The sequence below is a fragment of the Brevibacillus porteri genome (assembly GCF_003013475.1).
Classification (GTDB): Bacteria; Bacillota; Bacilli; order Brevibacillales; family Brevibacillaceae; genus Brevibacillus; species Brevibacillus porteri.
In genome coordinates, this window is the sequence record NZ_PXZO01000069.1 from 1 (window position 1) to 23,919 (window position 23,919).

The window sequence follows — 23,919 nt, forward strand, 5'->3', positions numbered from 1 at the left end:
ACAAAACTTTTGACAGACCCTGGAAAGTTCATTCGGACTAACCCCCTTTTAATCCGCGATACCATTAAACTGACAGCTACATTGGTATTGCTCCTTAATGGGGGTATCCTCATATTTAAAAGAGTTCATAAACCCTTCTCCCTCAAGTTAGCCACATCCCGTTTTCTGTTACGTAAAATCGCCCCAAATTTCCTGCACTTTTCCGTCCAACGCCTCCATGAAGCCGTCGTCTTCTTCCTGTTCGTCTTCGCTCTCACCAAACAAACGACGCTGATCCATTTCGAGTCTCCGCCTGTCTTTCTCGTCTAGGATACCGATAAGCTGCCGCTGCATCTTCTGTACCTTCTCAAGAGCGCTAACGGTGTTCAACAGCTTAGCTTCGTTCAATGAGTCTAAGACTTCAACCTCAATCGTTTCCTCAAACTCCCCGGGGCCGAAACCACTCCGAAGCTTCTCGACGTATTTATAAAACTGTTGCTCGTCTCCAAGGGCATCCTCGATCACAGCCAGCAGCTTGTTCGATGCACTGAAATGACGAGCTGTAGCCTTGGCTATATCATTACTGATAAGTTCCGCCGTTTTCTCTGAGGTTTTCTGTAGGACGGTAGTACGATGATTGGCTCTCTTCTCAGTCCAGCCATTCCGAGCTGCATACTCTTTTACCGTCTGAATAGGAATCCTGTACTTTTCCGCAAGAGATTTGAGTGTACATGGTTTTCGTCTAATATCTGTGACATATTCCTTTTCGATCTCCAACCAAGAGATATCATTGGGGTCTCGTTCCGTTCCTTTGGAACGTTCCGTTTCTTTTGGAGCGTTCCGAGCACTTTCTAATAGGAGCGTTCCGTTTAGCAGATCGTCCCATCGATCCTTTGCCTTCCACCCTCTGACGGTTCCTTCTGATACCCCCAGGCGGTCAGCAATTTCTTTTAATTTGATTTCTCCGTTAGCATGCTTCCAAAGGTCGAAAGCTTTATTCCGATTCGGGTCTCTAGCGCGTGCCATTACGTCATCACCTCACCCCCGTGGTTTCTTTCTTGACTGCATCCGTTTATCCATCCGGATTCCTTTTTGCAGCTCTATATCCAACTGAATGAGCGTTTTCAAATCATCAGCTGTTTTCAACTCGATTACACCATCTTGAAAGTCCTTCACCCATTTTGCTATGGCTGCTTGGATAATCTTTCGGTATTTCCCTTTTGACTCTAGCAAACCTTGAAGGATTTCTATTTCAGTAGGCTGTTTTTCATTTTTTTCCTGACTCATTGTGGGCACCCTCAGCTTTCCATGATAGAATGGACAGCGAGATAGTGGCTATTGCACTCCGTGGCCACGGGTTTCCACTATCTCAGCCGGGGTGACCTGGTTGCATGGGGGGACGTTGACGCGTCTCCCTTTTGTTTATATTTAGAAAGGAAGTGCATGCTATGACGCCTTACACATATGATCAATTCGTTGAAGATATAAGATCAGGTCGTGACATCGAGTTTATTTATAATAGCAACAGATACTCAATAACAAACACTCCGTTTGGTCATTCGTTCACACGTTTCTATGACGAGGATAGTGTCATTACTACACAACAGCCAGATGAGTTGCTCTCTCTTGTTAAGTTAAATGGTCTGCCACTAAAAGAGGCTTGGCCCGATATCGAAATCGACATCATTTTCTAGCGCTTTGTCTCGTAAGTAACTCAGGTTCAATGCCTGTTGCCTCATAGAAACGCCTCTTGATGACGTCGCAGAATTTTGGATCGAGCTCCATTGTTCTACAAATACGCCCCATCTGCTCACATGTCATCAGTGTGGAACCACTACCGCCGAAAAAGTCGACAGCGGTATCGCCTTTCTGACTGCTGTTCCCAATTGGAATAGCAAGCAGCGCCAATGGCTTTTGTGTAGGATGGAATCCCCTCGTGATACCTCCCAAACTGTCTCTGGTTCTTCAGGGACTGGTGCTAGATCAGCTTTCCAAACCGTAGTCTGCTTACGATCTCCGTACCATGCAGGAGCCTGCCCTTTTAGATGAGCATAGAACACTGGCTCATGCTTGAATTTATACTGAGCGAACGACAACGAAAAAGCATTCTTTACCCAAATACACTGGGTGCGCGATACTATTCCGGCTTCGTTCATCTTGTTCTCAAATTCTCGCTAATAGCTAGAAGGATGGAAAACATAGATTGCTGCTTTCGGGTCCATGATTGATGCATAATTTGCAAACACAGATTGAAGGAAATGCTCGAATTGTTCCATAGGCATATCATCATTCAAGATGCTTTCCCTTCCGTCTAAAGCCAGTCCTGCCGATTCACTTTTGACAGCAACATTATAGGGTGGATCAGTAACTACTAGGGCTGCCTGCTGTCCATCCATCAGCCGTTTTACATCCAGCTCACTTGTGGCGTCTCCGCACATAAGAATGTGCCGCCCGAGCCTCCAGATGTCCCCTGGCTTCGTCTCCGGTTCAATGATATCGTTTAGTGCTTTCTCAACATCGAAATCATCTTCAATAACTGGCTCATCTATCTCAATGGTGACGTACTCATTGATCAAATCTATAGCTTCCTTCAGGTCAAAACCTGTGAGCTCTACGTCCAAATCGCTCTCCTGCAGCTCCGCCAACACGTGGGCAAGTTTATCCTCATCCCAATCACCGCTTATCTTATTTAGTGCAATGTTTAAGGCTTTTTCTCGGGCATCGTCCAAGTCCACAACCGATACATTGACCTCCGAGGATCCCAATTCATTGACAAGTATTTTGAATCCTTGATGACCTCCAACAAGGTTCCCTGTTCGTTCGTTCCAGATGAGCAGTTGCACGTATCCAAACTCTTCGATGGATCGTTTCAGTTTCTCATATTCAGGATCGCCCGGTTGCAAATCCACGCGGGGATTATACGGGGCTGGATTGATTTTAGAGACTGATATTTTCCGTATATCCATGCTGTTCAGCTCCTTCGTGGCAATAAAGTAAGAATAAAGAATATTGCCAGCTTTAAAATTGCTGGATGCCTTGATGCTGTTGGGCTGGTGACGTATTCTGTAGGTGTAATCAAACGACTACTATTCCAGAGGAAAAGTATATGTTTTGTTTCACCGCAAAAAATGGGGTTGAGGCTTAGAGCTTCATGCCTCGGATGGCTGTTGGCTTCTGGCGACCCCCTAGTCCAAATTTGGGTCTTCGCCTGCCTCTGTGATCTCCTGACTGAATAGGTGCAGGAGCCACGCTTCTGCTGTCTTCCCATTGAGAGAATACAGTGGATTGATTGCTAATGCTGACCGTCCTTCCAAGTCGGTTCGACGCATGATGTGCAGCTCAATGAATGCCTTCACGATCTTGCGTGCTGTTGGATAGGAACAGTCTGCGATGCGGGCAAGGTCTTTGACGGTAAGCGGCGTCCCCTTTTGTCCGCGCTCATTGTCGCCTTGCAGGAGGTTAGTTCCCTCGCTGGCATAAGGTGCGATCTTCAACAAAAAGCCAGCCTCGGCGAGTGACAGCTTTCTGAGCCGTCGCTTTGCCTTTTGGCTGGCTTTGATCTTCACGAATTTTGAGCTGCGGCCTACAGGTCGAAATACTTTTACAATTTCATCCGACCGGCGCAGTACTTCCTCCGTGTAGTATATTTCTCCTGTCGCTGAGTCGACATACTGACGCACTACATTTCACCCACCTCCATGAAAAAAAGCACCCATGGGTGCTATGTTGTGTGCTATCTGACTTTCATTAATTGTTTATTCAGTTTATCGATTTCCTTTTGTCGTTCCTCTTCTGAGTAAAAAGGATTAGAACGTGCATTTTTTATCTTTTGTTTTATCTCATTCTTTTTTGCTTTCTTCCTAGACTTTGTAGCTAAGTGGTATTCATGATATAGGCGACCATGTGTCTACTGTGTTCTTTATAAATTTTTTAAAAGCTGTGAAGGCTTCATATAAATCTCCTTCAGTTTCAATCCAATTATAGTAAAACTCCACGTCATACCAGGCCTTAAGATCTTCATAATCCAAGAGGTGGATTTTTTCATGGACTAACTCAGATACTTCCTTATAAACTGCGTTCCATGTTTCTACATTATCAATTACTAATTCTCTAAAAATGACAGGTGAATCATCTTCTGGCAAGTCAATGACTTCTTCTTGCCATGAAACCTTTAATTCATGATTGTACTTTAGAAAAATGATAAATAATTTGTTATAAAGTTCAAGTATCTGTTTCTCCTCTAAATCCTTCTTTTTCTTTTTGCTTTCAATGAAAAAGTCCTTTAGATATACTGCAACTGTAGTTAAAACTGCTGTCAATATTGGAATTAAAAGATATTTCGAGAAAACCTCATCCATAATTCCCCCCCCTTTTAACTCCATCTTGAATCAAATAGGGTTATTTGTCTATAAAAGCTCCCCCACCCCTTCGATAGTGACCTCCGCCGCTAGCCATTCTTATACCTATTGCGGTCACAGGCTTTAGGTGGCCGTGCAGCAGGTAAATCTGCACACTTGAGACAGGTTCGGCGTATTTGAATATGAGAGATACAGGACAAGGGGCGAGAGGCCGGAGCCGTTTCCAAAGTTCCGAGAGGGGTTCCCAAAACTTAGAAACCGCTGTAATGCATACAATGAAAAATAATTGCATGGTTCCCTGCTACGCTCGTCGCAACTTGTGCGTTCAGGCTCAGAATGTCCCCCTCTCGTAAGGTCACATTCGTCATCACCCATAGATTCGCTCAGGTACACCATTGATAAGGGATAGGCGGTATCTCCCAAGAGCTGGTGTCGCTTGCTCTTGACTCAAGATTACCGATTATCCAAATTCAAATCGTCCTGCCTTTTATCCCTGATAAACTCCGAGTTTTATCCTGCATTTTATCGCGATTTTGTTGGGCTTTTTCGCACAAAAAAGGGCACTCAGATCATGCCGAGTGCCGTAGCAATTTGCCTGATTGCATCTTTCTTTTTTGTGTAGTATTGGTCTTTTGTTAACCCTAAATCAAGGTACACATTGATGTCTTTTACGCGTGAAGTGCTGAGATACTTTTCTTCAACAATCCGACGCTCGATCTCGTCTAGCGAGTATTGCAATGCTCGATCAATCTGTTTGGCCTTCAGCTCGTTTATTGTCTCTGTTGGCTGTAGCCTTGGGAACAGTTGACCTATGCCCTTCTCTCTTAGTTCCTGCCTATTCTGTACAGCAACACGGAGGGCTTTATACTCTTTCAGTTCTTTCACAACGGCCTTTCTGACTTCTGTCTCATTCACTGGTTGCAGAAATGACAGTTGTTCTTGTACCTGTGCGCTCATTTCCAGATTCCCCCTCGCGGTAGCCCGTGATATAATTTTCTTGTCAAAGGAAAAATTATCCGGCTCCCGATTGGGGGCTCTCTTTTTAGGAGGTATCCAATGCCTGAGATTACTTTCATTCCTCCAGAGTACAAGCCATATTTCGTTTTAGGGATTACTCTTGTTTTCATTGTCCTAGGAATACTGTGGTATTTGAAAAGTAGGTAAGCCACTTCTGAGAGGAATGTGGTTTTTTTGTTGCTTGATTAAACACAAGAAATATTGTGTTAAATACTTTTGCTCCGCTACCTGCTCACACTTAGCGCAAAACAACTTCACTTCCCCGCGCTAATATGTTTTTACATATTTTGTAAGTTATGGTATATTATTTTCAGAACACTTCGACTGGAGGTGATACATATGAAAAAGTTGCTTGCTGTTGTTTTCACTGTAATGATTGTAGCTTCTGTTCCGGTTGCTGCTTCCGCTTCCGCTTCCCCGTCGGGCTGGGGGGGTTTGCCCTCCGTGGATTACTCTTTGCAGATGAGGATAATTGCTATTTTCATAGTGAACGAGGGCGATCATGCTCTCGTTTTCTTACTTTCTCTTTTGTTAAACAAACCTAAGTTCTTTCAGTGTGTCATACGCCACTTTTCGCATACGACGAGCAATTTGTCTGTCTGTTCCTTCACTTTCTAACTCTCGTGTAACCATTCGTAGAGCCTCGGTCAGTTTTTCTTCCCGTTTCTTAGCAGCTATCAACGCGTTGTCCCGATCAGTAATCATTTGCGGGTAAGTATTAAAGACTGCTGTTTGAAGCCTCTTGACCTCTTCCTCCGCTGCAACTGCTCTCTGTATCCAGTGTGGCAACGCAACGCGGGAATCTACAATGAATTTGGCGTCTTCGTCAGAAACGGCGATAATGTCTGAGGTAACTTCATCACCCTCTAAAATAGTCGCCACTACAGTATCCTTGCCCATGATAAAACGGCTAAACACACTCCATTCCCATGGCCCATCTGTTGCTGCCCCGCACATTTCCAAATCCTTTTTAGCATCACGTCCTGCTTGCATCCCGTTCCCTCCCACTATCAATTCGATGCCAGCGATTTACGCCGCGCTCGATATTCTCGACCATCATGCTGATGGCCACATAAATTCTGATAGCCATGTACTCCTCGATATTCACTTCGAAGCGATTAACGTAGATCGGTCCAAGGCGTTTCATCTCAGCCTGCAATTGTTCGAGGGTCAAATCCGCCAAGTCGTCGTAAACGGGAATCTCTTGACCTTCAATTTGCATCCCGTTCCCCTCTGTCCGGAAATTGGTTCCACTCTTGCCCGTCCAGCAGCCGTCCTGCTCTCTGCTTGCCTATTTTGACCGTTCTTGTTTCGTGCCCCGGGAACGTATCCATCTGATTGAATGGCACCCATTCGCCCCATTGTTTGAAGAAAAACGGCACCCCATATTCCTCGCATTGATCTCGCAAGCTCTCTACCCAATCGGAATGCATTGGTCTGGCGTTTGGTCCTGACTCACCGCCAACGATGATCCAATCAATTCCTTTTATGGCTTGCACTCCGTAACCCTCATTGTCTGGATGCTCAAATTGTACTGTGAATTCAAGATCAACTTGCCCCAGTAACGGCTCGCAGCTCAGGAATCGAACGGCGGCTGGCGTCTCTAACAGATACTGAACGCGCTCGTCAGCTGCTTTCTGATTCTCAACGCTTGTGCCAAGCCAGACGTTAGGGAGAAACGGCATATCACCCTCTCGCTGTTCTCCTTTGATGATCCTTGCAAAATAAGGTCTTGCTGATGTGCCGAGGTCGCGCCAGTACCTTCCTGATAACATTTCCATCATTCGATCTGGTCTCTTAGTGAGAACTTGAAATGTATGCTGAGGGCTTTTTGCCATAATATCGAATACGTTCCATATGAAGTCATCTGGCACATCATTATGAAACAAATCGGCCATGCTGTTGACAAACACTCGCTTCGACTTTTTCCACTTCATCGGTTGGACTAGCCGATCAGGAAACAGCTGTATCTTGCTGAAAGGTTTTGCGTACTGCTGCGGCAATTTCTTTCCCTCCTGGAAAGCCTTATGCCGCATGTCGTGAAGTGCAAAAGCGTAGCAATTGCGGCAACCCTCTGACACCTTACTGCAACCTGTAACTGGATTCCAAACCGTGTCCGTCCATTCAATCGCTGTACCCATCCTGTTCCCCTCCTATTTAGCGATTTCTATAAGCCTGCTTCGCAGTTTCTTTATGTCGTCAATAAGCGCTGCCTTGTCTTCGGGAAAAAGCAGCATCATATCCAGTTTGATATCTATCAACTCTTTGATTTCCTCCACCGACATATCCATTTCCATGAACTGCTCGGTTGGAATTAAATCGTGCTGGTCAACATTACTTCCGCATAAGGTGCATTCGTAGACTCCGATCGCACCGCTGTAATGAAATAGCTTTCCGCAACCGCAACTTGGGCAGCACAAACCGTCCACCTTGTTCCCCTCCCTGGGTACAAACGTAATGTTTTGTAAAACGGTTGGTGTATGATGTAACCAAAAGTTTTCTGTGCTTCTCTTGAATTCAATACCCTAGAGTCATGCTTGTGCAGGTTACATCAGTTTGCTAAAATATTTCCATCATTTTAAACAGGAGGTTTTATTTTGCAGAAAGTAGTAGTTTCTTTGTTAGCCGCACTATTGTCGATTACCAGTACTGCATATGCGTCGCCTCAAAATGATAGTCCCGTTCACTATCCATCACCCCAAGTTATTATTCCGAAAGAATATCAAGTATTCGGCTTAGATAAGGACTCTGGTTTTATAGACACCTTTGGACATATTGAGGATGATTTATACCTGCTAGAGCGTCACCAAAAGGCTGCAGACACCACGTATGTTTTTTTAGGGAAAAAGAATGGAAAAGTGATTAAGATCGATGCAATGCAATACGGCCCAAACAGTGGAAACGTTTATTTCGGTGTACTGGATAGTGACAAAGATAAAAACGGCAACCTCTACCTCCTTGTTTATTACAGGGTAGATAAAACAAATTCAGATGGAAGTGTCGATCTGGATTACATTCAGGTGTCATCACTGAAATACCAACAAGGTAGCTTAGTTGAAGTGGATAAACTTATTACAAAAAAATTACCTGACAAGCATACTCTAGACTTTTCCTATGGCGGTCTAAAGTTGTGGGCGAGTGTGCTCGATACTACAAGTGGTGAAGAAAAACTCGTTAAAACCGATTTATATAAATGGGATTTCCAAACACATAAGATCATTCCTATCAGTAATAAGTCAAACTGAAACCGTATATCTTAATTCGCCAAACAGCATCCGGTGTGTCTTAGTTTTCTAAGGGCACACCGTTTTCATTGTTCTGGACAAACTCGCGAATGCTTTCACTGGCCAGTTCATGAGCATTCAGAACCTCCCCATGTAACAAATCGATTGGTTTGTTAAGCTCAGTTCGTTTATAACAGAGCCACCTAAAGTTATAACTTTAGTTAGCAGACAGTTATAGATAGGATGGCGTATGTTATATGTGCCCGTTGTAAAACACGCTTTCTTATCTGTTGATGGAACGCCGTGTGCGATGAAAGTCGCCCGCACGGTGTAGGCTCGAACAAAAACCCTCACAACAGAAGGGAATAAGTCGAGAATAGCATTGATGAAACGCCAGCAGTTGGGACAATCACTCTTGTGAATGCGAGCATTTTGCTGATCAGCTTCAATGAAGAATTATCAGATGATACTTTAGCGATCAATGATATCAATGAGTTAATTTCCCAAATTAACAACCAAAATGGAGCTAATCTCAGACATCCTGCGGCTAATCAAAGTATTGAATGGGATACGAGCAATCCCGAAAACCCTGTTCTTAAAATTCACATGGGTTATAATCCTGAAACATGGCACACTGGATTTACTTATAAAGTCAAATTTGTTTCAGGCGCTGTAAAAGATATGAGTGGAAATATTACTTATGAAACGCCATTCAGTAGCGAATTTTAGACAGCCATCAACGGCCCTCGGGATATCCCGGGGGTATTTTTTTGTGTCGGGATTACGGCATTTAGAATCTCTTTTTTATCAAATCGTGTGTTGTGTAAATGATTATTCTTTGAGAAAATTGGAACTAAATTACTTTTTCTTCCTTGAGGTGAGATCATGCTTGGTTTGGCTGTTACTTTGTTCATTCCAATGTTTCTAATAGCTAGATTTTTTAGCTTCTTAGGTCGAAAATGGAGCATATTCGCTAATACAACACGGAATCAGGATCTAGTTGCATCTTTAGTGTTAAGCATTGTAGTGACGATCATAATCACCCTTTTAAGCGACCGCTAGTTTATTGAATTACCGTTTTGTAAAGCAACGTAAATGACTACTTTCATTAGTGACACGCTAATGACTTTCTGAGTAATCCCTAACTATCTATTCAGTTTTTGAAACCTCCTGATCTATACATTCAATCAAACTTGTAATAATATGGAAATGAGGTGTCCATTTGCTTGGAGTAAATGTCTTCTTTTTTGTTACTTTGCTCGGTGTTATAGGGTCATTACTGTGTACAGCAATTATTATCGGAAGACGATGTACAGAACCATCAAACGAACTCAGAAGACAAGTTGCAGTGCTTACCCGTGAAGTTGAAGAATTAAAATCTAAGAAGTTAAGTTAAACTTTAAGCATTTCTTGCTTAAGGTTTTTTTATTTCTCTACATAACTATTGCGTTAACACCTCGCAGTATATGGTAAAATGTGGTTTAACCTTCTGGAATGAGGTGTTTCCATGAAATTTATTGATTGGTGGATAGTGATCATTTGTATTGAACTTGGAGCCATAGCTTTTTCTCTTTACAGAAATCACACAAGAGTCTTGGTATTTCTCAAATTACTACTCACAACAACATTAGTTGTTGGATCAGTCCTCCTGTTCAAAGAACTGATGATTGATCTAATCGTTTCATCATAGGCTTTTCCTTAATTACGTTTATCAAGTTACACATTGTGTATCCGGCGGCGCATTTGATCCGAACCGCCGGATACACTTATTTCAATTTAATTAATCAATCCGTTTTTCTCTTCCGCCTCGATTGCCATTTCATCTACATGCCCCGATAGGCACCCCAAGCTGCAATAATGATCGACAGATGGCTTCTTGCTTACCAGTATCCACTCAGGCTTGTCCCCCACGATCTCTTCATCGCAAAATGCACATTTCATCGCTTGTTCCTCCTTGTTTATTGGTGAAGACAGTGGATTAATCCACTTGGCAAACGTGTGCATTGTAGTCTTTGTTGGCTTCCCCAAGTAAGCAGGCCAGTTGCTCCAAGTTGGCAGCCCGTTTATCGAATGCGTTAGCTGTTTGAATCCTTCCAGCTCGTAAATGCGTTGCTGCTTTATTCTTACTTTGATCCACTTCGCGATGGATCCCCGATACAGCATCTAACACAGCTTCAAAATCGAGACTTCTGATAAAGTAGGCCAATTTTTTCTCTTCTTCCGTGAACTCTGGTTCATTGATATCTTCATCTCCAACAGTGCCGTCATAGCCGTTAGCTTCCACGATCCCGTTTGGAGAAATAACACCACTATTGAACCAAGCGATATATTTCCCGTCTTTTGCTCCAATAGCCATCATGATTTGGCAATCAGAAATGAATCTACTGAAATCATGATCGCCTAGACCGAAAGCAAATTCCGCCTCTCCCATATTTACAATCAAGGTGTCACCGTCCTCCGCTTCCAAATAGTCCACATCTACGTTAACGCCTGAGATTCCAATAAACGGATCGGCAACTCCTTCCAACTTAAATTCTAAGCTGCATGTAACGCCGAACTTCTTCACCACTTCGAATAGGTGCATCGCTTCTCCAGCATTTGAATCAATCATTTGAATTGTTGTCATATAAATCTGCTCCTTTAGTGGTTTAGTTAAAAATTCGTTCACTTTTTGCTTTAGCTAACATTCCGACGAGAATAGTGTGAAACTTGTCCAGCGCACCCATTCGCACCATGACGTCGATTCCGTTGACCATTTTCTTGAGTGTTGATTCGGCATATGGGCGGCCGATGCTTTTTATTCGATCGGTATTAATCTTGTCCCGCTCCCGCTGCACCCGCTCCAAGACGTTAATGCCATGTTGATCCTTCATAGTGTCGTAGATGCGGTTGTATATTTCGTTGTGCCCCATTCGAGTCCAGCGAGAGTATTCGTTAATTAGATCGACTACCTTGGCTGCATCTGGCACAGCCGTCAGATTGTCTGTAATTGTTTCAAAGCCGTTCTTTAACGCCTTTAGTTCCTGATCCCGCCGAGCATCCTCTTTTTCCTTCTGGACTGCCTGATTTGCCAGGAAAGCAACCATTTCCATCGTGGTCAGTTGCGGTTGCATCTGCTGGCGAAGCGATTGTTCCAACACATTGAAGGCTTTGATGTAGTCTTCTTTGAACCGACCTGCTTCCTTCCCTGTGTATCCCATTACCAAATAGGTAAAACCGTCCCTAGTCATATCTACCTTCGGCATTTGTCTACCTTGCTGGTTGGGGTAAGATGACTCTGCAAAATTGCTGAGTCGAAATTCATCACTGCAGCCAAGATTTCGAATGTCGCGAAGAACATCACTATGATTCTTCATAAACGTCTCTGCCACAATCAAGCTATCGGTAATTACCCTTCCGTTCTCAATAAAGACCAATTTGTTCAAGTTTCTTCCCCCCGTTTAGTAGTAGATTTTGGTAGTTCATCCATCCTTATATTTAGGATAGCTTTTTAGATGCAAAAACTTAAACGAACTGTGGATAACTATTTTTAGTTTGTTAAGTAGACGATTGTTTTTGAGCACGGCGTCTATTCCGTCCCTTCACTTCGCAGTAATCCACAAATGGCTCGATCCGCTCCATGATCCGCGCTGCGCTCCTGTAGTTCGGCTCGCTGTTCTTCGCCTTGGCAAAGTGCTGCTCCAATTCATCGAGTTTTAGATTGGACGTGTAAATGGTGGGCAGCTTCTCCATTCGCCGTTGAAGAATTGGCCCCAACACTTCGTCACGAGTCCATGCCGTGATCGCTTCTGCTCCTATGTCATCCAGGATAAGCGCAGATACATTTTTCAGAGCCTCCAGCTTTTGCTCCATTCCGCCCGTCTCAATCGATGCTTTAATCTCCATCAGATAATCCGGTACGTACAGCATCAAAACGTCTACGCCACGTTTTGCCAGCTCCTGAGTCATTGCCCCTGCTATTGCGCTTTTGCCAACTCCAAACGGGCCGTATATGTAGAGTCCTCTTGTTGTCTTCCCGCGCTCAAAGCTGACGCAAAAGTTAATGGCTGCTTTTATGGCTTCGATCCGTCCTGCATCTTTCTCCAAGGCTTCAAAGGTCGTATTCATGATGTGATCAGGGACGAACTGGCTTTTGACCAATGCCTTTAACCTGCGCTGGTGATCATGGCTTTGTTGATGCTCGCAAGGTGAGAAACGCAACTCCACTCTCCCAGATACTTCGAAAGCAGTTTTTCTGTGCCCTATGAAGAAATTCCGACACGTCTCCAAACCTTTGCAATCAGTGCAATGCATGTTCGTATCCCGAAATTCGTAAAGCTCTGGCAAAGGGAATTTCTCCTCAGGAAATCGGTTCATAAGCCATTGAATCAGCTCGTGCTTGTACAGAAGGTCTTCTGATTGCTTTGCCTTTTCCATAATCATCTGCCATCTTTCATCGTTTGAAAGCACGTCTCCAATTGACTTCATGTTCACTCAGTCTCCTTGCCTTGGAGCTGGCCCAGCAGCTTTTGCAATTCGTGATCTTGTGCTGGATCATAGCTTGGATCGTCTTGCGGTGCTTGTCCTCCTCGAAGGTTGTCCAAATACGCTTTGTCGGCTTCTGACAATTCCGTTGACTGACCGCGACTGTATTTGCCTTTATTCGATGTCTTGCTCCTTGCATGTTCAGCAATAGCAGCTTGGACTTGCTGGAGTGTACGTAATCCTTGATCAGCCCAGCCAATGAGGATTTTTGTCGTATACTTCCAACTCTTCGTGCCATTCAAGATCGTTTCTCTAAGGGCCTCGATAATGATCTCTTCTGGCTCGTCAAAGTGACCTTTAGCAATCCATTGATCAATGTCCTGTACAATGATTGGCGGTATTGCTGCTGTGATGTTATTCATATAGAAAGTGACAGGATCAGGTTTTTGGGGGATGGTCTTATCCGGTAGGTCATCCAACGTACTGCTGGCTCCTGCTCCTGCTCCTACTTCTTGTTGTTCTTCTTGTTCTTGTTCTTGTTCTTGTTCTTGTTCTTGTTCTTCTTCTTTTTCTTTTTCTTTTTCTTTTTCTTCCCCATAGTCTATGGATACCGTATCGATACCGTATCCATACTCTTTACAAAGAGCTTGAAAAACCTCTAAGAACGGCTTGTGTTTAACGATTTTCAACTCTTTGGCAATGCAGGCTTTCACCTTGGGGCTGTTAATCCGGTTATGCTTTAACCAGTTCAACATCATGATTTCTTTGGTTGTCTCGTTGTAAGCGACCTTCCCGTACTCGACAAAACGGTTGAGAAGCTTGTCCACCGTTTCCCGGTTGTATCCTGTCTCCGTCTCTATGATTCGCTTGGGCAGCTCGTAGATGCCACACTGAGTCGTTTTGCTGTTTGTCATGAGGTACAGGAAGAAATACTTTTCTTCTGGTGTCAGATCGAGAACGAATCCATCTTGCCAAAAGCTTGTCTGTACTTGTCTATAGGTTGCCATCTTATGCGCCCCCTTTTTTGATGTCATTTATTTGCCAGATCGCCTCAGCCCCCAATTTTGGGTTCTGATCTTAATTGATATAGAAGAACCATCGCGTCCATGAAGCCCGCTTTATATGCAAACTCTTCGGTTATGGCTTCCATTGAAGCCAATGTGTCGTCGTGCTTATTTAGCAAGTGTTCCTGATCATCAGGAAGCAGTTTACGAATGTCGTCCATTAATCCGACAAGGCTCTTGCTCTTCTCTTGATAATCGTCCGATTTGCGGAAAACGTACCCATTAAAGCGATGAGCAAATAGCGTATCAGCTACCTCTTCAAAATCCCGCTTGCTGACTTCTAAGTCCCTTGCGAGTGCCATTTACACTACTCTCCTTCCCAAAGAAGGATTGTCACTCAAGCCAGTCCGGTACGATACCTCCACGCACGCTTCTCGCATCGAATGGACAGCATCATGTAACGATGTGAGTAAATCTTTCTGATCCGGTAACATTGCTTCAATACGCATTAAAGCAGATTCATAACGATCTTCTGCGTCTCCAACGGTACTTGCATTCTTTGCAATGTCCTGCACCCTCCGTAAATTCGCCTTTAGTTCTGTTTCATCGGTAAATAGATTCCAAACAGGAGTTTGGAAAAAACCCTGCATTTCAGAACCAAGCGCTATTCCATCGAGTATTCCGTATTCAAAAGTTACTTCTTCCTCAATTGCCCGTAGCCAATTCACGCAGGATTCTAATTCGTTGTGTATCTCAGAATGTTCTTCACCGAGGATCGTCCCCAATTCCGCATAAAGCTCGTAAAACCGAGTATTTGCCAGTTTGACTGCCTCGTTTTTCTCGATAGGTAATTTATCCATTCTTTTGTGAATAGCTGGTTTCAACCAGTTCATAAGCATTTTCAAACAGATTCCCTCCCTTTTTGTAGGAGGACAGACTTTTATGTATACATATTTGCAACATTCGCTATAATAGGTAATAGCGAGGCTTGTCCTCCATTGATACGGTTGTCATTTCCTTGGTCCGCCAAGACAATTTAGGAAATGACTGTCTTACCCCATCTGCTCGTAGCAGGTGGGCTTTTCTTTTTTTGCCCAACGCCCGAGGATTTTGGCTGCTTGTTCGGACTCCCGAGCTTTTTTTATTTCCGTTACTTTTTCAGCAGTAATTCGCATTTTGAGAGCTACCATAATCATGCCTTGCTGGTCATAGCGTCTGGCTGTTTCCTCAAGAGCAGATACGATCATCGAAAGCTGCTCCTCATCCACCCCATCCAGCGTTTCTTTGACATTCTCATGTCTCATCCGTTAGCCTCCTTTCAAATTCAAGCAGGTTCTTGTATGTTTGCTAGTGCCGCTTGCCTCTGTGCAAGAAGTTCGGATTCTGAACCGAAATGGATATGATTCAATGAAGCGAAACCATACAAGGCTAAGAGTTTATAAACCGAGACAAGGTTTGCTCTCCCGCTATCAATTTCCCAACGTTTAAGAGTACGAACGGGAATCCCAGTTTTCTCTGAAACTTCTTTCATCTCCATTCGGCAGTTTAAGCGGGCTTCGCGTAGAGTTATCCGGTACATGCCTTTGCTCACCTCCCCTCAGTAAATACCCCCCACATGTTCCAAGTGAAGCCTTGTCCACCTAAGACGACTGCTATCAATCACCTTTAATCATCTTATGAATCCGATCCACTACGCTTTCCGCGGGAAAAGTCTCCTGGTTTTTTGCGTAACAAGTCAGGCAGAATATACTTATTTATCACCTCAATAATTTTGTGTTTTGGAGGAACTATTTTATGACCGTTTTCCATTTTGTTTCTCACCCTTTCTCGGGACATTTTACAAGACCATCGAAGCGCACATTATGAGTCGCGTTCCTCTTTTTCAACTACGTGTTTTTCTTCAAGCCGTTTGTTTGCAATCTGAATTGCCTCTTGTACGAAGCAACTAAGGAACTTTTTTGTTTGTTCTGCGTTAAGGACAATTTTGGTAAACTCTTCCATTGGGACCACTCCAGTTTTTATGTGTTATTATTCCCAATCTAACCTATCCGTAAGAGTTCCCCTCACTAATCATCCTCTGGTACAGGATGTCCTTCCAAGCTTGTCCACCAAAGTAACTCCTAAGAGCCGCTTGTTCCCTTATCCCTATCAACCAATACAAACATTTGCCCAGTTATCATTTCTGCCATTAATAACTTACAACGATCGGGAAGATCAGTTTTGGCCGGGTCAATCGCCACTTTCTCGCCATTAATCATCATGTAATGTGCGACGATTCTAAGTTGTGGTCTTTTCTTACGCATTAGTGATCACCTCATTTAGAGCTTATCCCTCTACTGCGCTTGCTTAGTCCTCATGTGCAAGTACTTTCCATAAATTGATTTGGAAACAGATAAATCTAAACCAAACTTTTCTTTTACGGACATTAGGTTTACAGTGTCGTCCAGAATCTCCTGTCGTTGCACCAACATCTTCGGAGTCATTTGATCTTTCTTAATCATCTTTGGATGCCCATTTAACGAAGACGTTGTTTTGTTAGCAATAGTGTTTGCCTTGATAAAGTCCACCTTCACAGGTTGTGAAAGACTGGCTTTCAATCGGCTCATGGCTTCCTTCTGATGGTCTTTGTCCAACATACGGAAGATTTGGAATCCTTCGAGTCCAGTTGATTTTCGGAGTTGTTTAAGCATCTCGAAAATCCAATCCTCAAATTCTTCGGCCTCCGGTCTTTGTGAGCGAGTCACAGCTTTGTAAATCCCTTGTTCGCTAATCGCGGTGAAGTTCTGGTTCATACCCGTCAATTTGACGGTTGTAAGGTATTTCTTGTTTAAATGCCTTGTCATCGCGTTTGTATCGCTATACCTCAAAGCATCAGCTACGTCCTTGGCAATCCCTACCCAATCTCCAGGTGTCGTCTCTACAAACCGAATTGAATGCCCCATCCAACTTTCAACACGCATGTTCATTGTCATCAGCAAGCCCCCTTATTCTCGTTTTCCTGTAGCCATGTTAAAAATGACTCCCTATTCACACGCTTACTACGTCCCAACCGGATCAATGGGAAGGTTTTAAGATCCATCAGCTCGTAAGCACGACGTTCTGAGATGTGAAGATAATTAGCGATGTGCTTGGCTGTGAGAATTGATGGCATACTCTCTCCGTTGCCATATTGCGTTCGTACTGGCTATCTATACTGGCATGAGGCGTGGAGAAATCCTCGGCTTGCGTTGGAAAGACATTGACTTTGAACAAGCTAAAATCAGCATCCAGCAAACTCTCTATCGGCCTTCTAATCAAGGCATCATCTTTCAAGAACCAAAAACCAAAAGTGCAAAGCGGCGAATTGCGATCCCTCAGTTTGTATTACATGAATTGAAACGGCATAAGGCAAAACAAAACAAATTACGCCTGCAATATGGCGATGGCTACGAGGACAATGATCTAGTTGTCTGCTACGATGACGGCCGACCACAAGACCCTCGCAATCTCTTAAGACACTACGAACGAATCACGAAGAAAAGCGGACTCCCAGCAATTCGTTTTCATGATCTACGCCACACTCACGCAACGATGCTGTTACAAATGGGCGAGCATCCTAAAGTTGTATCTGAACGTCTCGGGCATAGCCGGGTTGGAATTACAATGGATGTATACAGCCATGTCATGCCGGACATGCAAAAAGATGCTGCTGACAACTTCGAGAAAATGATGAAACAAAAACGCTCAAAATGACTTTAGTTGAATAAAGGTTGTCAAAATGTTGTCAAGCGACAACGTAGAGGGATTATGTTGTCAGGGTGGATGGACGAGGACATAAGAAAAACCCTTGATTACCAAGGGTTTCAACGTTCATCATATGGTGATCCGGACTGGGTTCGAACCAGCGACCCCCACCCTGTCAAGACGCCAGACCTTTTTTGTTACGTTTTGTTGAAGATGAAGCAGCCTTGATATAACCGCATTCTATTGGTTGGTATGTTTGTTAGGCATTAGCTCTTTTTGGTGCCCTTTTTTACGTTTCGGCACCAGATTCGGCACCACTTTTCTAATCGTCATTGTCCCTTTAACCAGTTAAGAAAAACCCGTTTGGAAATCATATAGGATCGGCCAACCCTTACAACATGAAACTCACCAGAGTTTAAAAGTTCATAAGTCTTAACCGGACCAAGGCCAAGTATATTTTGTATATCCTTTGGTTTCAAAGCGTCAGGATAAGCATCCAATATCTCTTCATCCACTGATGGTAAATCAAATCGTACTCTCTCAACGAGTTTTGTCTTTTCCTCCTTGGTTTCGTTCAAAAGCTCCCGATATGCCCGAACTTCTTTAATCAGCGCATCTACATCCATCACCATCAACTTTTGCATGGAATTTAGACGTTCTTCGATTTCTGAAATCTGCCTATCTGAAAAAAGTTGTTGTGTTCCATCCCTACTCACCTACCTATTAAACTTCCTTGCACTGTTCTACTATCTAGTTTGGAAATGACCTTATGGACTGTTTGGTCATCTTCTCATCAATGTTTGTGATTTGGTGCAAACAAATTGCACAAAAATGGTGCACTTGAATTTCTTCGCTGCATCCAAGGTCCCCTTTACATCGGCCAGAAATCATCGTGCTTTTTATCTCGATCATATTTATGTTCATATTCATGTACTACACTGAGAATTTTCTTTTTCGATGATTTCCCTGGGATATACTGTCTCCACTCTTTATTAAAGGTATTGGAGCAGGTTGCAGGAGCATATAAGCTGCAAAACCAGTCTCAGTAAAGAGGCGGGTTTATTATCATGTCATTCATTATTTTTATATTTAATCCGCCCGGGGAACCCCTGAACACAAGGGTGCTGGGCGGATAATTTATGTTTGCTACAGTCGTTTATTAGGGTGATGTGTTCCGGAGTCCCCCGTACTTTTTCGTCTAAACAATGATAAAGTATAACAGTGCCAGAAAGGAGTTCAAGCTGAGTAGTTGCCGATCACTCTGAGGACTTTTCTCTCGATATCCGATAACACTCCGCACCACTCCGTAAAGAACGTTTGTTATCTAGAATTAATCACTAAACTGATTCTATGATAGCTAAATCAAGAAGGAAATTATAATGTGTCACATGACTTTCTATTGTAGATAATGATAATTACATTTTATTGGATAGGAACGTGAGTTCACAACTTTTTATTCAAGGAAAAAAATATTTCTGTAGTTCTTTACTACAAATCTAAAGAACTATATGTAATCGCATATGTACTTAGAAATCTAATTGGAAAAGTAAAGAGATATTCAGGAACGAAAAAAGACGTTCTTGAATACCTCTTTTTAATAAACTATCAACCTAATAGCAGAATGACCATGAGCTGTTCAAAGCAACCAGTCTACTTAAAGAGGAGCATATCAGTCATACAGTAGCCTTTTTTGCTTAACTATTCATACATAAGTTTTGTTAAATAATTTATTATTTATAGAACGGCTTCTTTGGATAATAAGGCGTGTACACCATTAACGCCATTGACTAGTTGAGTAATACGCAAGTCAACAAGAAGGCTTGCCAAATTTAACGCTTCTTTTCGCTCAAAACTATACAACTCCTGCATCCAATCAAGCATTCCCTCTAAGGCAATCATCGCTGCCTCATGTACATCTTCATGGAATCCAAAGGTAATTCTCTTAAGGGGAGTCTCTGCTCTTGGGAAAGATAAGCATTGATCAAGTACTGTGAAAGTTAAATCGACTAACTGCATTGGGCATTCGAGAGCTGGACTGGATACCTCTCCATCACCTTGAACAGCATGACCGTCACCCACTGAAAAAAGGCCACCTTCTACTGCTATGGGTAAGTATAAAATACTGCCAGGTACAAGTTCTTTACAATCAATATTCCCTCCACAGAACCTCGGAGGGTAAGTGGAGTGTATCCCTTCTTCATTTGGAGGCATGCCCATAATACCCATAAAGGGCTTGAGCTGTATTTTATGCCCTTTGTTACTAATCCCTAAATTGTTAGAAGCATCTAACTCCCACATCAAAACATACTCTGGTCCCTCGTGAAGACCCAATCTTTTGTTAATAATATTCGGGAATCCACCTCCGCTACTCCAACCCCAATTACCGGTCTTAATATCGTTTATGCGAATAGCCAAGGTTTTTCCTTCTTTTGCTCCATTAATGTAGATAGGTCCGATCAAGGCATGTCCGCTGTCTTGTGGATCATCTCTTTCGCAGAATTTCTCTCTTACACCGTCTAATTGAAATGGACCAGTATTCCACCCGGCGTCAATAGTCTCAAAGCGAACGGTGTCACCCGAATTGATTGATACTATTGGAGTGAACTCCTTTGAAAAAGAACCGTGCAGAGTTGAACGATCTGGGTGAATAAAAAACTCTGCCATATAGACACCTCCTAATTTGTATCTCATATTAATGTACAACAGGAAATGTGTGGAAACCCCCTGGAGGTTGTGATTACTTTTCGAATTATTCAGCCAACGGGTTCTATAAATCAAAAAGTGGCAGCCAAGTACGTTTTATTCCTGACTACCACTCCAATTTAAACATATTAATAACAATAAAAAATGCCATACGTATGACACATTATATCATTCCCTAATAATATAGCTATCTATCAACCGAAAGCGTCACTCTAGTTTACAAGTAGTTCTTAATTATATACAAACAAAATGAGAACAGACAAATAGAAAAAGTCCGTGAGTTAGTTCTATCAACCCTTCTCAGGACATTTCCTGTACTTTTAACCATCTGCCGAGATGGTTTCCTAACAATTTTCTGAACGCGTGAACATCAATAAACGCAATCTTGCTCATGGTTCGCGTATCTGCTCAGTGACCCGGTTGACCAGTAGACACGTGATTGAGGCAGCCCTTGAATAACAGCAGAAACCACTCAGCCTAAAAGGAAGACGGGCGGCTGAGTGGTTTTTGTCAGTCGAGTGGGATCTCGAAACGCAACTGTTTGTCTACAGCGATAGTCATGGAGTGGGAGTCCACGGAAATCGGATGGAAATCCTTGGTGAAGAGGGTGCTACCGGTGATGCCACCTCGCCTATTTCCCTTTTCGTCTGTAATACTGGAAAGAGGAACGCCCTTTGAATCGAAAACGCGAATAGCATCTGACAAAAGGTCAATCTGATTCAACGTTTCTTCCTCTGCCGGTTCTATGGATTCACTTTCACCCTGTACCCCAAAAACAATCCTAGTGGTACTAGGGGTTCGAATAATTTGTTTAACCGAGAGAATGAAGCCTCTTGATTGTCCGGAAACTCCTGGCTCCGTTACCTTCGTCACAGCATCTGCAGGTTTTCGAGTAAGAGGAATGTCAAATTGCCATGTTCCATCTACGCCACCTATTTTCTGTAATACCAATTTTAATGTCCATTCTTCAGGCAATTCTTCAAAGAAGAACGGCTGAAATGTTCCGTAGTATGTATTTCCCTCGACGTGACGCCAATGTAGCAGATAACTTTTCTTGGCTTCTTCCGTCGTGAATGTTCTCGTTATCGTACGACCTTGCCATTCATAGCTGAGCTTCTCTATATGCTGAAACCCGTTTTCACTCGGCGGGAATGTGACAACAAAACCAATCGAAAGATTAAGGCGATCGTAATAGGCCTCTTTTAGAGACACCGTGATTCCCTGGTTGTTCACTGACTGATCCAACGGTTGAGTAAGTCCTTGTTGATCGGCTACTTTTATCCCTGAATCCCCAACGAAACTGAAAATGGTGCTCACATAAGGCAAGTTTTTTAGCATGTGTGCCATGGTTGGAGACACAAGCCCCGTCCCAATCAATAAGAACATACCCATAAGAAGACAAGCAACGGATATCAACCACTTGTTCTTCCTCACATATGATTTCTTCAGTACAGGACGGACAGGAAGAGAGCCCAGCACTTGATCGATTCCAGCAGAAAAATGCATGGGAACATCAACAATCGCTTTCTTTGCTTTTTCGCGAAGCTCTTTATCAACCTGTAATTCATTCATGGCCAGTCCTCCATTCTGTAGACTCTGAAGTGAAATAGGCAGACAACTTTTTTCTTGCCCGACTCAAGCGAGATTTAATGGTCCCCTCCGGTTGGCTGAGTACGATCGATATGTCTTTGATTGCCATATCCTCAAAGTAATACAGAACGATACACAGTCGAAGTTCTTCTTCCAGGAGCTGGACGGCTTCGTGCACCTCGATGTTCTCTTCAAAACGATAGGAAGATGCTTGCTCATGCCATTCGTCAAGAAGTACGAGTTTGCGGTTTTTACGGACCAGGCGGTGGCATTCATTGACAAGGATTCGCATGAGCCACGATTTGAAAAAACGGGGATCCCGCAAAGTAGACAACGAATGGTAGGCTTTTATTATTGCTTCCTGTGCAGCATCCAGACACTCGTTTTCGGACGTCAAAATGGAACGGGAAACGCGATACATGCTCTGCTCATGTTTCTTGACCAGCCTTGTAAAAGCTTCTAAATCTCCGGAACATGCAAGCTCTTCATCGCAATTATTCATCGGTTCTCTCAATCGATTCACATCCTGTTTGAAGTCTATATAATATAGACACAAGGAGAGAGCAGTTTGGTTCTCATTATCCTAAATTTTTCATTTATACGACTCAATTCCATCTTAAATTTATTAAAAACGCTGGATTTAATGGTTTCTTTTTACTGAAAGTGTAATTCATAACGTGGATAAGCATGATCAGTTCTAACGTTTAAGTCTCTCTATAGATGTTTCACTTAGTAATGAGCCGACCACTCTGTTAAAACGTTTTACTTCGTGCTGCTGTTGGGATCAGCTGGAGAGGTATTAACATTAGTGGATTTTCAGCTCGGCTTTACTAAACTATATCGATTGTCGCAATTGCGAAAACGACTGGATCAAAAATAAGGTTAAAAATGTGCACAAGAAGCACCACCTTCCTATACCATTACCAAGAATACGTAAATCCCTCTACGGATTTAACCGAAGGAGGGCCTTACTATTTCGACTCCAACTTTACAATTTTTGATGTCCCTCCCCATTCAGTCTGAAGTCCGAGGATGTCGGGCAGCTGCCGTACCTTTAGGTTGTCCTCAATCGCATCTTAGTCTTTCGGCTTTACGCGTACCATCCACATGTGCTAGAACAGAGTCATTTTTTTCGAACCTATATTAATTTGAGTTTGGTTAACTGACCCAACCTTTGGGGAGTCTTCCCTACAATTGCCACCAATTCTGACGTCAGTATTTCTTTATCTTGTAGCTTCTCTGGTTTCGCCTTTGGCCTCGTCAATTTTCCCACCTCACTTTCGTTTTAGGACAAAAATCTCCAGTGTTCATTTTTGACGCATAAGATGAAGCTAAAATTAAAAAAGCTCTCATTTAGGCTGTACCCAAGCGAAAGCGCAAGTGAATTTTAAAATTAGAATCTAGCGGGATTTCGGGGCTCGCTTCACCCGCACTCTTCCCGGCTTCCAGAAGGACCCGTGAATCGACAAAACGGACGCTTACTGGCTCGTGGGTACTCATATATACACTTACCTTAGATGCTGTCTATATTGTGGTTAGTTAACAGCGTCTTGGATCGGCTACACTGAATTGGACAATTCTCTTAAGGTCTAGTAGATTGTAAGCAAATCGAAATAGAACGGAGAGATTGTCATGCGGAAACGTGAGCGTCGGTCATTTACAGATGAGTTCAAACAGCAGATGGTTCAGCTTTATGAGAATGGCAAACCTCGTGCAGATATTTTAAAAGAATATGATCTGGGTGCATCTGCGTTTGACCGTTGGGTCAAACAGAGTAAAACTACAGGGTCTTTCAAAGAAAAGGACAACCGAACAGCGGAACAAACGGAACTGATAGAGCTACGTAAGGAAAATCAA

30 protein-coding genes and 1 pseudogene are annotated in these 23,919 nt (G+C 43.1%); 4 read left to right on the forward strand and 27 right to left on the reverse strand.

The genetic code is table 11. The features are described 5' to 3' along the window. Positions 1 to 168: 168 nt before the first annotated feature. The 10 genes and pseudogenes from C7R92_RS30350 to C7R92_RS30400 form a co-directional block, all read right to left on the reverse strand. Positions 169 to 1,005: a phage terminase small subunit-related protein gene (locus tag C7R92_RS30350; protein ID WP_106836697.1), complete on the reverse strand. Its 837-nt coding sequence runs from the start codon at positions 1,003 to 1,005 to the stop codon at positions 169 to 171. A 12-nt stretch (positions 1,006 to 1,017) separates the two neighbouring features. Then, positions 1,018 to 1,266 carry a hypothetical protein gene (locus C7R92_RS30355; RefSeq protein ID WP_106836698.1) on the reverse strand — a complete coding sequence of 83 codons (249 nt, stop codon included), beginning with the start codon at positions 1,264 to 1,266 and terminating at the stop codon, positions 1,018 to 1,020. 396 nt (positions 1,267 to 1,662) lie between these two features. Continuing rightward, positions 1,663 to 2,945: pseudogene (locus C7R92_RS30365) on the reverse strand (site-specific DNA-methyltransferase). A gap of 219 nt (positions 2,946 to 3,164) precedes the next feature. Beyond that, complete coding sequence (locus tag C7R92_RS30370; protein ID WP_106836700.1) at positions 3,165 to 3,659, reverse strand: hypothetical protein; 495 nt, start codon at positions 3,657 to 3,659, stop codon at positions 3,165 to 3,167. A 204-nt stretch (positions 3,660 to 3,863) separates the two neighbouring features. Further along, complete coding sequence (locus tag C7R92_RS30375; RefSeq protein WP_106836701.1) at positions 3,864 to 4,337, reverse strand: hypothetical protein; 474 nt, start codon at positions 4,335 to 4,337, stop codon at positions 3,864 to 3,866. Between the two features lie 564 nt (positions 4,338 to 4,901). Next, a complete protein-coding gene (locus C7R92_RS30380) occupies positions 4,902 to 5,294 on the reverse strand; it encodes an ArpU family phage packaging/lysis transcriptional regulator (protein ID WP_106836702.1) in 393 nt (130 codons plus the stop codon). A 591-nt stretch (positions 5,295 to 5,885) separates the two neighbouring features. Further along, positions 5,886 to 6,347, reverse strand: coding sequence for a hypothetical protein (locus C7R92_RS30385; RefSeq protein WP_106836703.1), 462 nt, complete (start codon positions 6,345 to 6,347; stop codon positions 5,886 to 5,888). Beyond that, positions 6,331 to 6,576 (reverse strand): hypothetical protein, encoded by a 246-nt coding sequence (locus C7R92_RS30390; RefSeq protein WP_106836704.1) that lies wholly within the window; start codon positions 6,574 to 6,576, stop codon positions 6,331 to 6,333. Before C7R92_RS30390 ends, C7R92_RS30385 begins: the two co-directional genes overlap by 17 nt. After that, positions 6,566 to 7,495, reverse strand: a complete 930-nt coding sequence (locus tag C7R92_RS30395) for a phage Gp37/Gp68 family protein (protein ID WP_106836705.1) — start codon at positions 7,493 to 7,495, stop codon at positions 6,566 to 6,568. Before C7R92_RS30395 ends, C7R92_RS30390 begins: the two co-directional genes overlap by 11 nt. Before the next feature lie 12 nt (positions 7,496 to 7,507). Continuing rightward, entirely contained in the window at positions 7,508 to 7,783 is a 276-nt protein-coding gene (locus C7R92_RS30400) for a hypothetical protein (RefSeq protein ID WP_106836706.1), read from the reverse strand. Positions 7,784 to 7,951: 168 nt separating this feature from the next. On the opposite strand from C7R92_RS30400, the gene C7R92_RS30405 reads away from it, so the two are divergent. Together C7R92_RS30405 and C7R92_RS30410 are read left to right on the forward strand one after the other, a co-directional pair. Further along, positions 7,952 to 8,599: a hypothetical protein gene (locus C7R92_RS30405; protein WP_106836707.1), complete on the forward strand. Its 648-nt coding sequence runs from the start codon at positions 7,952 to 7,954 to the stop codon at positions 8,597 to 8,599. Between the two features lie 396 nt (positions 8,600 to 8,995). Beyond that, on the forward strand, positions 8,996 to 9,307 hold the full coding sequence (locus tag C7R92_RS30410) for a hypothetical protein (RefSeq protein WP_106836708.1): 312 nt from the start codon (positions 8,996 to 8,998) through the stop codon (positions 9,305 to 9,307). A 1,047-nt stretch (positions 9,308 to 10,354) separates the two neighbouring features. Here the strand turns inward: C7R92_RS30410 and C7R92_RS32520 are convergent. From C7R92_RS32520 to C7R92_RS33220, 13 genes are all read right to left on the reverse strand, one after another. Beyond that, positions 10,355 to 10,519: a hypothetical protein gene (locus tag C7R92_RS32520; RefSeq protein ID WP_167403243.1), complete on the reverse strand. Its 165-nt coding sequence runs from the start codon at positions 10,517 to 10,519 to the stop codon at positions 10,355 to 10,357. 37 nt (positions 10,520 to 10,556) lie between these two features. After that, a complete protein-coding gene (locus C7R92_RS30420) occupies positions 10,557 to 11,204 on the reverse strand; it encodes a hypothetical protein (RefSeq protein WP_106836710.1) in 648 nt (215 codons plus the stop codon). A 22-nt stretch (positions 11,205 to 11,226) separates the two neighbouring features. Further along, positions 11,227 to 12,003 (reverse strand): Rha family transcriptional regulator, encoded by a 777-nt coding sequence (locus C7R92_RS30425; RefSeq protein ID WP_106836711.1) that lies wholly within the window; start codon positions 12,001 to 12,003, stop codon positions 11,227 to 11,229. 112 nt (positions 12,004 to 12,115) lie between these two features. Then, the gene (gene dnaI, locus C7R92_RS30430) at positions 12,116 to 13,045 is read right to left on the reverse strand and encodes a primosomal protein DnaI (protein WP_106836712.1); all 930 of its coding nucleotides are present in this window, start codon (positions 13,043 to 13,045) and stop codon (positions 12,116 to 12,118) included. A 2-nt stretch (positions 13,046 to 13,047) separates the two neighbouring features. Beyond that, on the reverse strand, positions 13,048 to 14,049 hold the full coding sequence (locus tag C7R92_RS30435) for a DnaD domain-containing protein (protein WP_208636248.1): 1,002 nt from the start codon (positions 14,047 to 14,049) through the stop codon (positions 13,048 to 13,050). A gap of 44 nt (positions 14,050 to 14,093) precedes the next feature. After that, positions 14,094 to 14,408 (reverse strand): hypothetical protein, encoded by a 315-nt coding sequence (locus C7R92_RS30440; RefSeq protein ID WP_106836714.1) that lies wholly within the window; start codon positions 14,406 to 14,408, stop codon positions 14,094 to 14,096. After that, the gene (locus C7R92_RS30445; RefSeq protein WP_106836715.1) at positions 14,409 to 14,951 is read right to left on the reverse strand and encodes a hypothetical protein; all 543 of its coding nucleotides are present in this window, start codon (positions 14,949 to 14,951) and stop codon (positions 14,409 to 14,411) included. A 147-nt stretch (positions 14,952 to 15,098) separates the two neighbouring features. Next, positions 15,099 to 15,350, reverse strand: coding sequence for a hypothetical protein (locus C7R92_RS30450; RefSeq protein WP_106785033.1), 252 nt, complete (start codon positions 15,348 to 15,350; stop codon positions 15,099 to 15,101). Positions 15,351 to 15,370: 20 nt separating this feature from the next. Continuing rightward, positions 15,371 to 15,625 carry a helix-turn-helix domain-containing protein gene (locus C7R92_RS30455; protein WP_106836716.1) on the reverse strand — a complete coding sequence of 85 codons (255 nt, stop codon included), beginning with the start codon at positions 15,623 to 15,625 and terminating at the stop codon, positions 15,371 to 15,373. Between the two features lie 281 nt (positions 15,626 to 15,906). After that, positions 15,907 to 16,047: a hypothetical protein gene (locus C7R92_RS32150; RefSeq protein WP_158265785.1), complete on the reverse strand. Its 141-nt coding sequence runs from the start codon at positions 16,045 to 16,047 to the stop codon at positions 15,907 to 15,909. A gap of 119 nt (positions 16,048 to 16,166) precedes the next feature. Continuing rightward, positions 16,167 to 16,349 carry a hypothetical protein gene (locus tag C7R92_RS30460; protein ID WP_106836717.1) on the reverse strand — a complete coding sequence of 61 codons (183 nt, stop codon included), beginning with the start codon at positions 16,347 to 16,349 and terminating at the stop codon, positions 16,167 to 16,169. A gap of 30 nt (positions 16,350 to 16,379) precedes the next feature. Continuing rightward, the gene (locus tag C7R92_RS30465; protein ID WP_244195871.1) at positions 16,380 to 17,018 is read right to left on the reverse strand and encodes a BRO-N domain-containing protein; all 639 of its coding nucleotides are present in this window, start codon (positions 17,016 to 17,018) and stop codon (positions 16,380 to 16,382) included. Next, complete coding sequence (locus C7R92_RS33220; protein ID WP_106836718.1) at positions 17,018 to 17,197, reverse strand: helix-turn-helix domain-containing protein; 180 nt, start codon at positions 17,195 to 17,197, stop codon at positions 17,018 to 17,020. The genes C7R92_RS30465 and C7R92_RS33220 overlap by 1 nt, the downstream gene beginning before the upstream one ends. On the opposite strand from C7R92_RS33220, the gene C7R92_RS30475 reads away from it, so the two are divergent. After that, a complete protein-coding gene (locus tag C7R92_RS30475; protein WP_244195872.1) occupies positions 17,191 to 17,778 on the forward strand; it encodes a site-specific integrase in 588 nt (195 codons plus the stop codon). The genes C7R92_RS33220 and C7R92_RS30475 overlap by 7 nt on opposite strands. 320 nt (positions 17,779 to 18,098) lie before the next feature. On the opposite strand, the gene C7R92_RS33325 is transcribed toward C7R92_RS30475, so the two are convergent. From C7R92_RS33325 to C7R92_RS30495, 4 genes are all read right to left on the reverse strand, one after another. Then, positions 18,099 to 18,485, reverse strand: a complete 387-nt coding sequence (locus C7R92_RS33325) for a helix-turn-helix domain-containing protein (RefSeq protein ID WP_328138873.1) — start codon at positions 18,483 to 18,485, stop codon at positions 18,099 to 18,101. Positions 18,486 to 19,503: 1,018 nt separating this feature from the next. Next, positions 19,504 to 20,433 (reverse strand): acetamidase/formamidase family protein, encoded by a 930-nt coding sequence (locus tag C7R92_RS30485; RefSeq protein ID WP_106836719.1) that lies wholly within the window; start codon positions 20,431 to 20,433, stop codon positions 19,504 to 19,506. A gap of 549 nt (positions 20,434 to 20,982) precedes the next feature. Continuing rightward, positions 20,983 to 22,044, reverse strand: coding sequence for a DUF4179 domain-containing protein (locus tag C7R92_RS30490; protein ID WP_064202807.1), 1,062 nt, complete (start codon positions 22,042 to 22,044; stop codon positions 20,983 to 20,985). Continuing rightward, positions 22,037 to 22,576 carry a sigma-70 family RNA polymerase sigma factor gene (locus C7R92_RS30495; RefSeq protein WP_082910174.1) on the reverse strand — a complete coding sequence of 180 codons (540 nt, stop codon included), beginning with the start codon at positions 22,574 to 22,576 and terminating at the stop codon, positions 22,037 to 22,039. Before C7R92_RS30495 ends, C7R92_RS30490 begins: the two co-directional genes overlap by 8 nt. 1,118 nt (positions 22,577 to 23,694) lie before the next feature. On the opposite strand from C7R92_RS30495, the gene C7R92_RS30500 reads away from it, so the two are divergent. Then, positions 23,695 to 23,919 (forward strand): transposase (locus C7R92_RS30500; protein ID WP_146147643.1); only part of this gene is annotated, 225 nt, incomplete at its 3' end.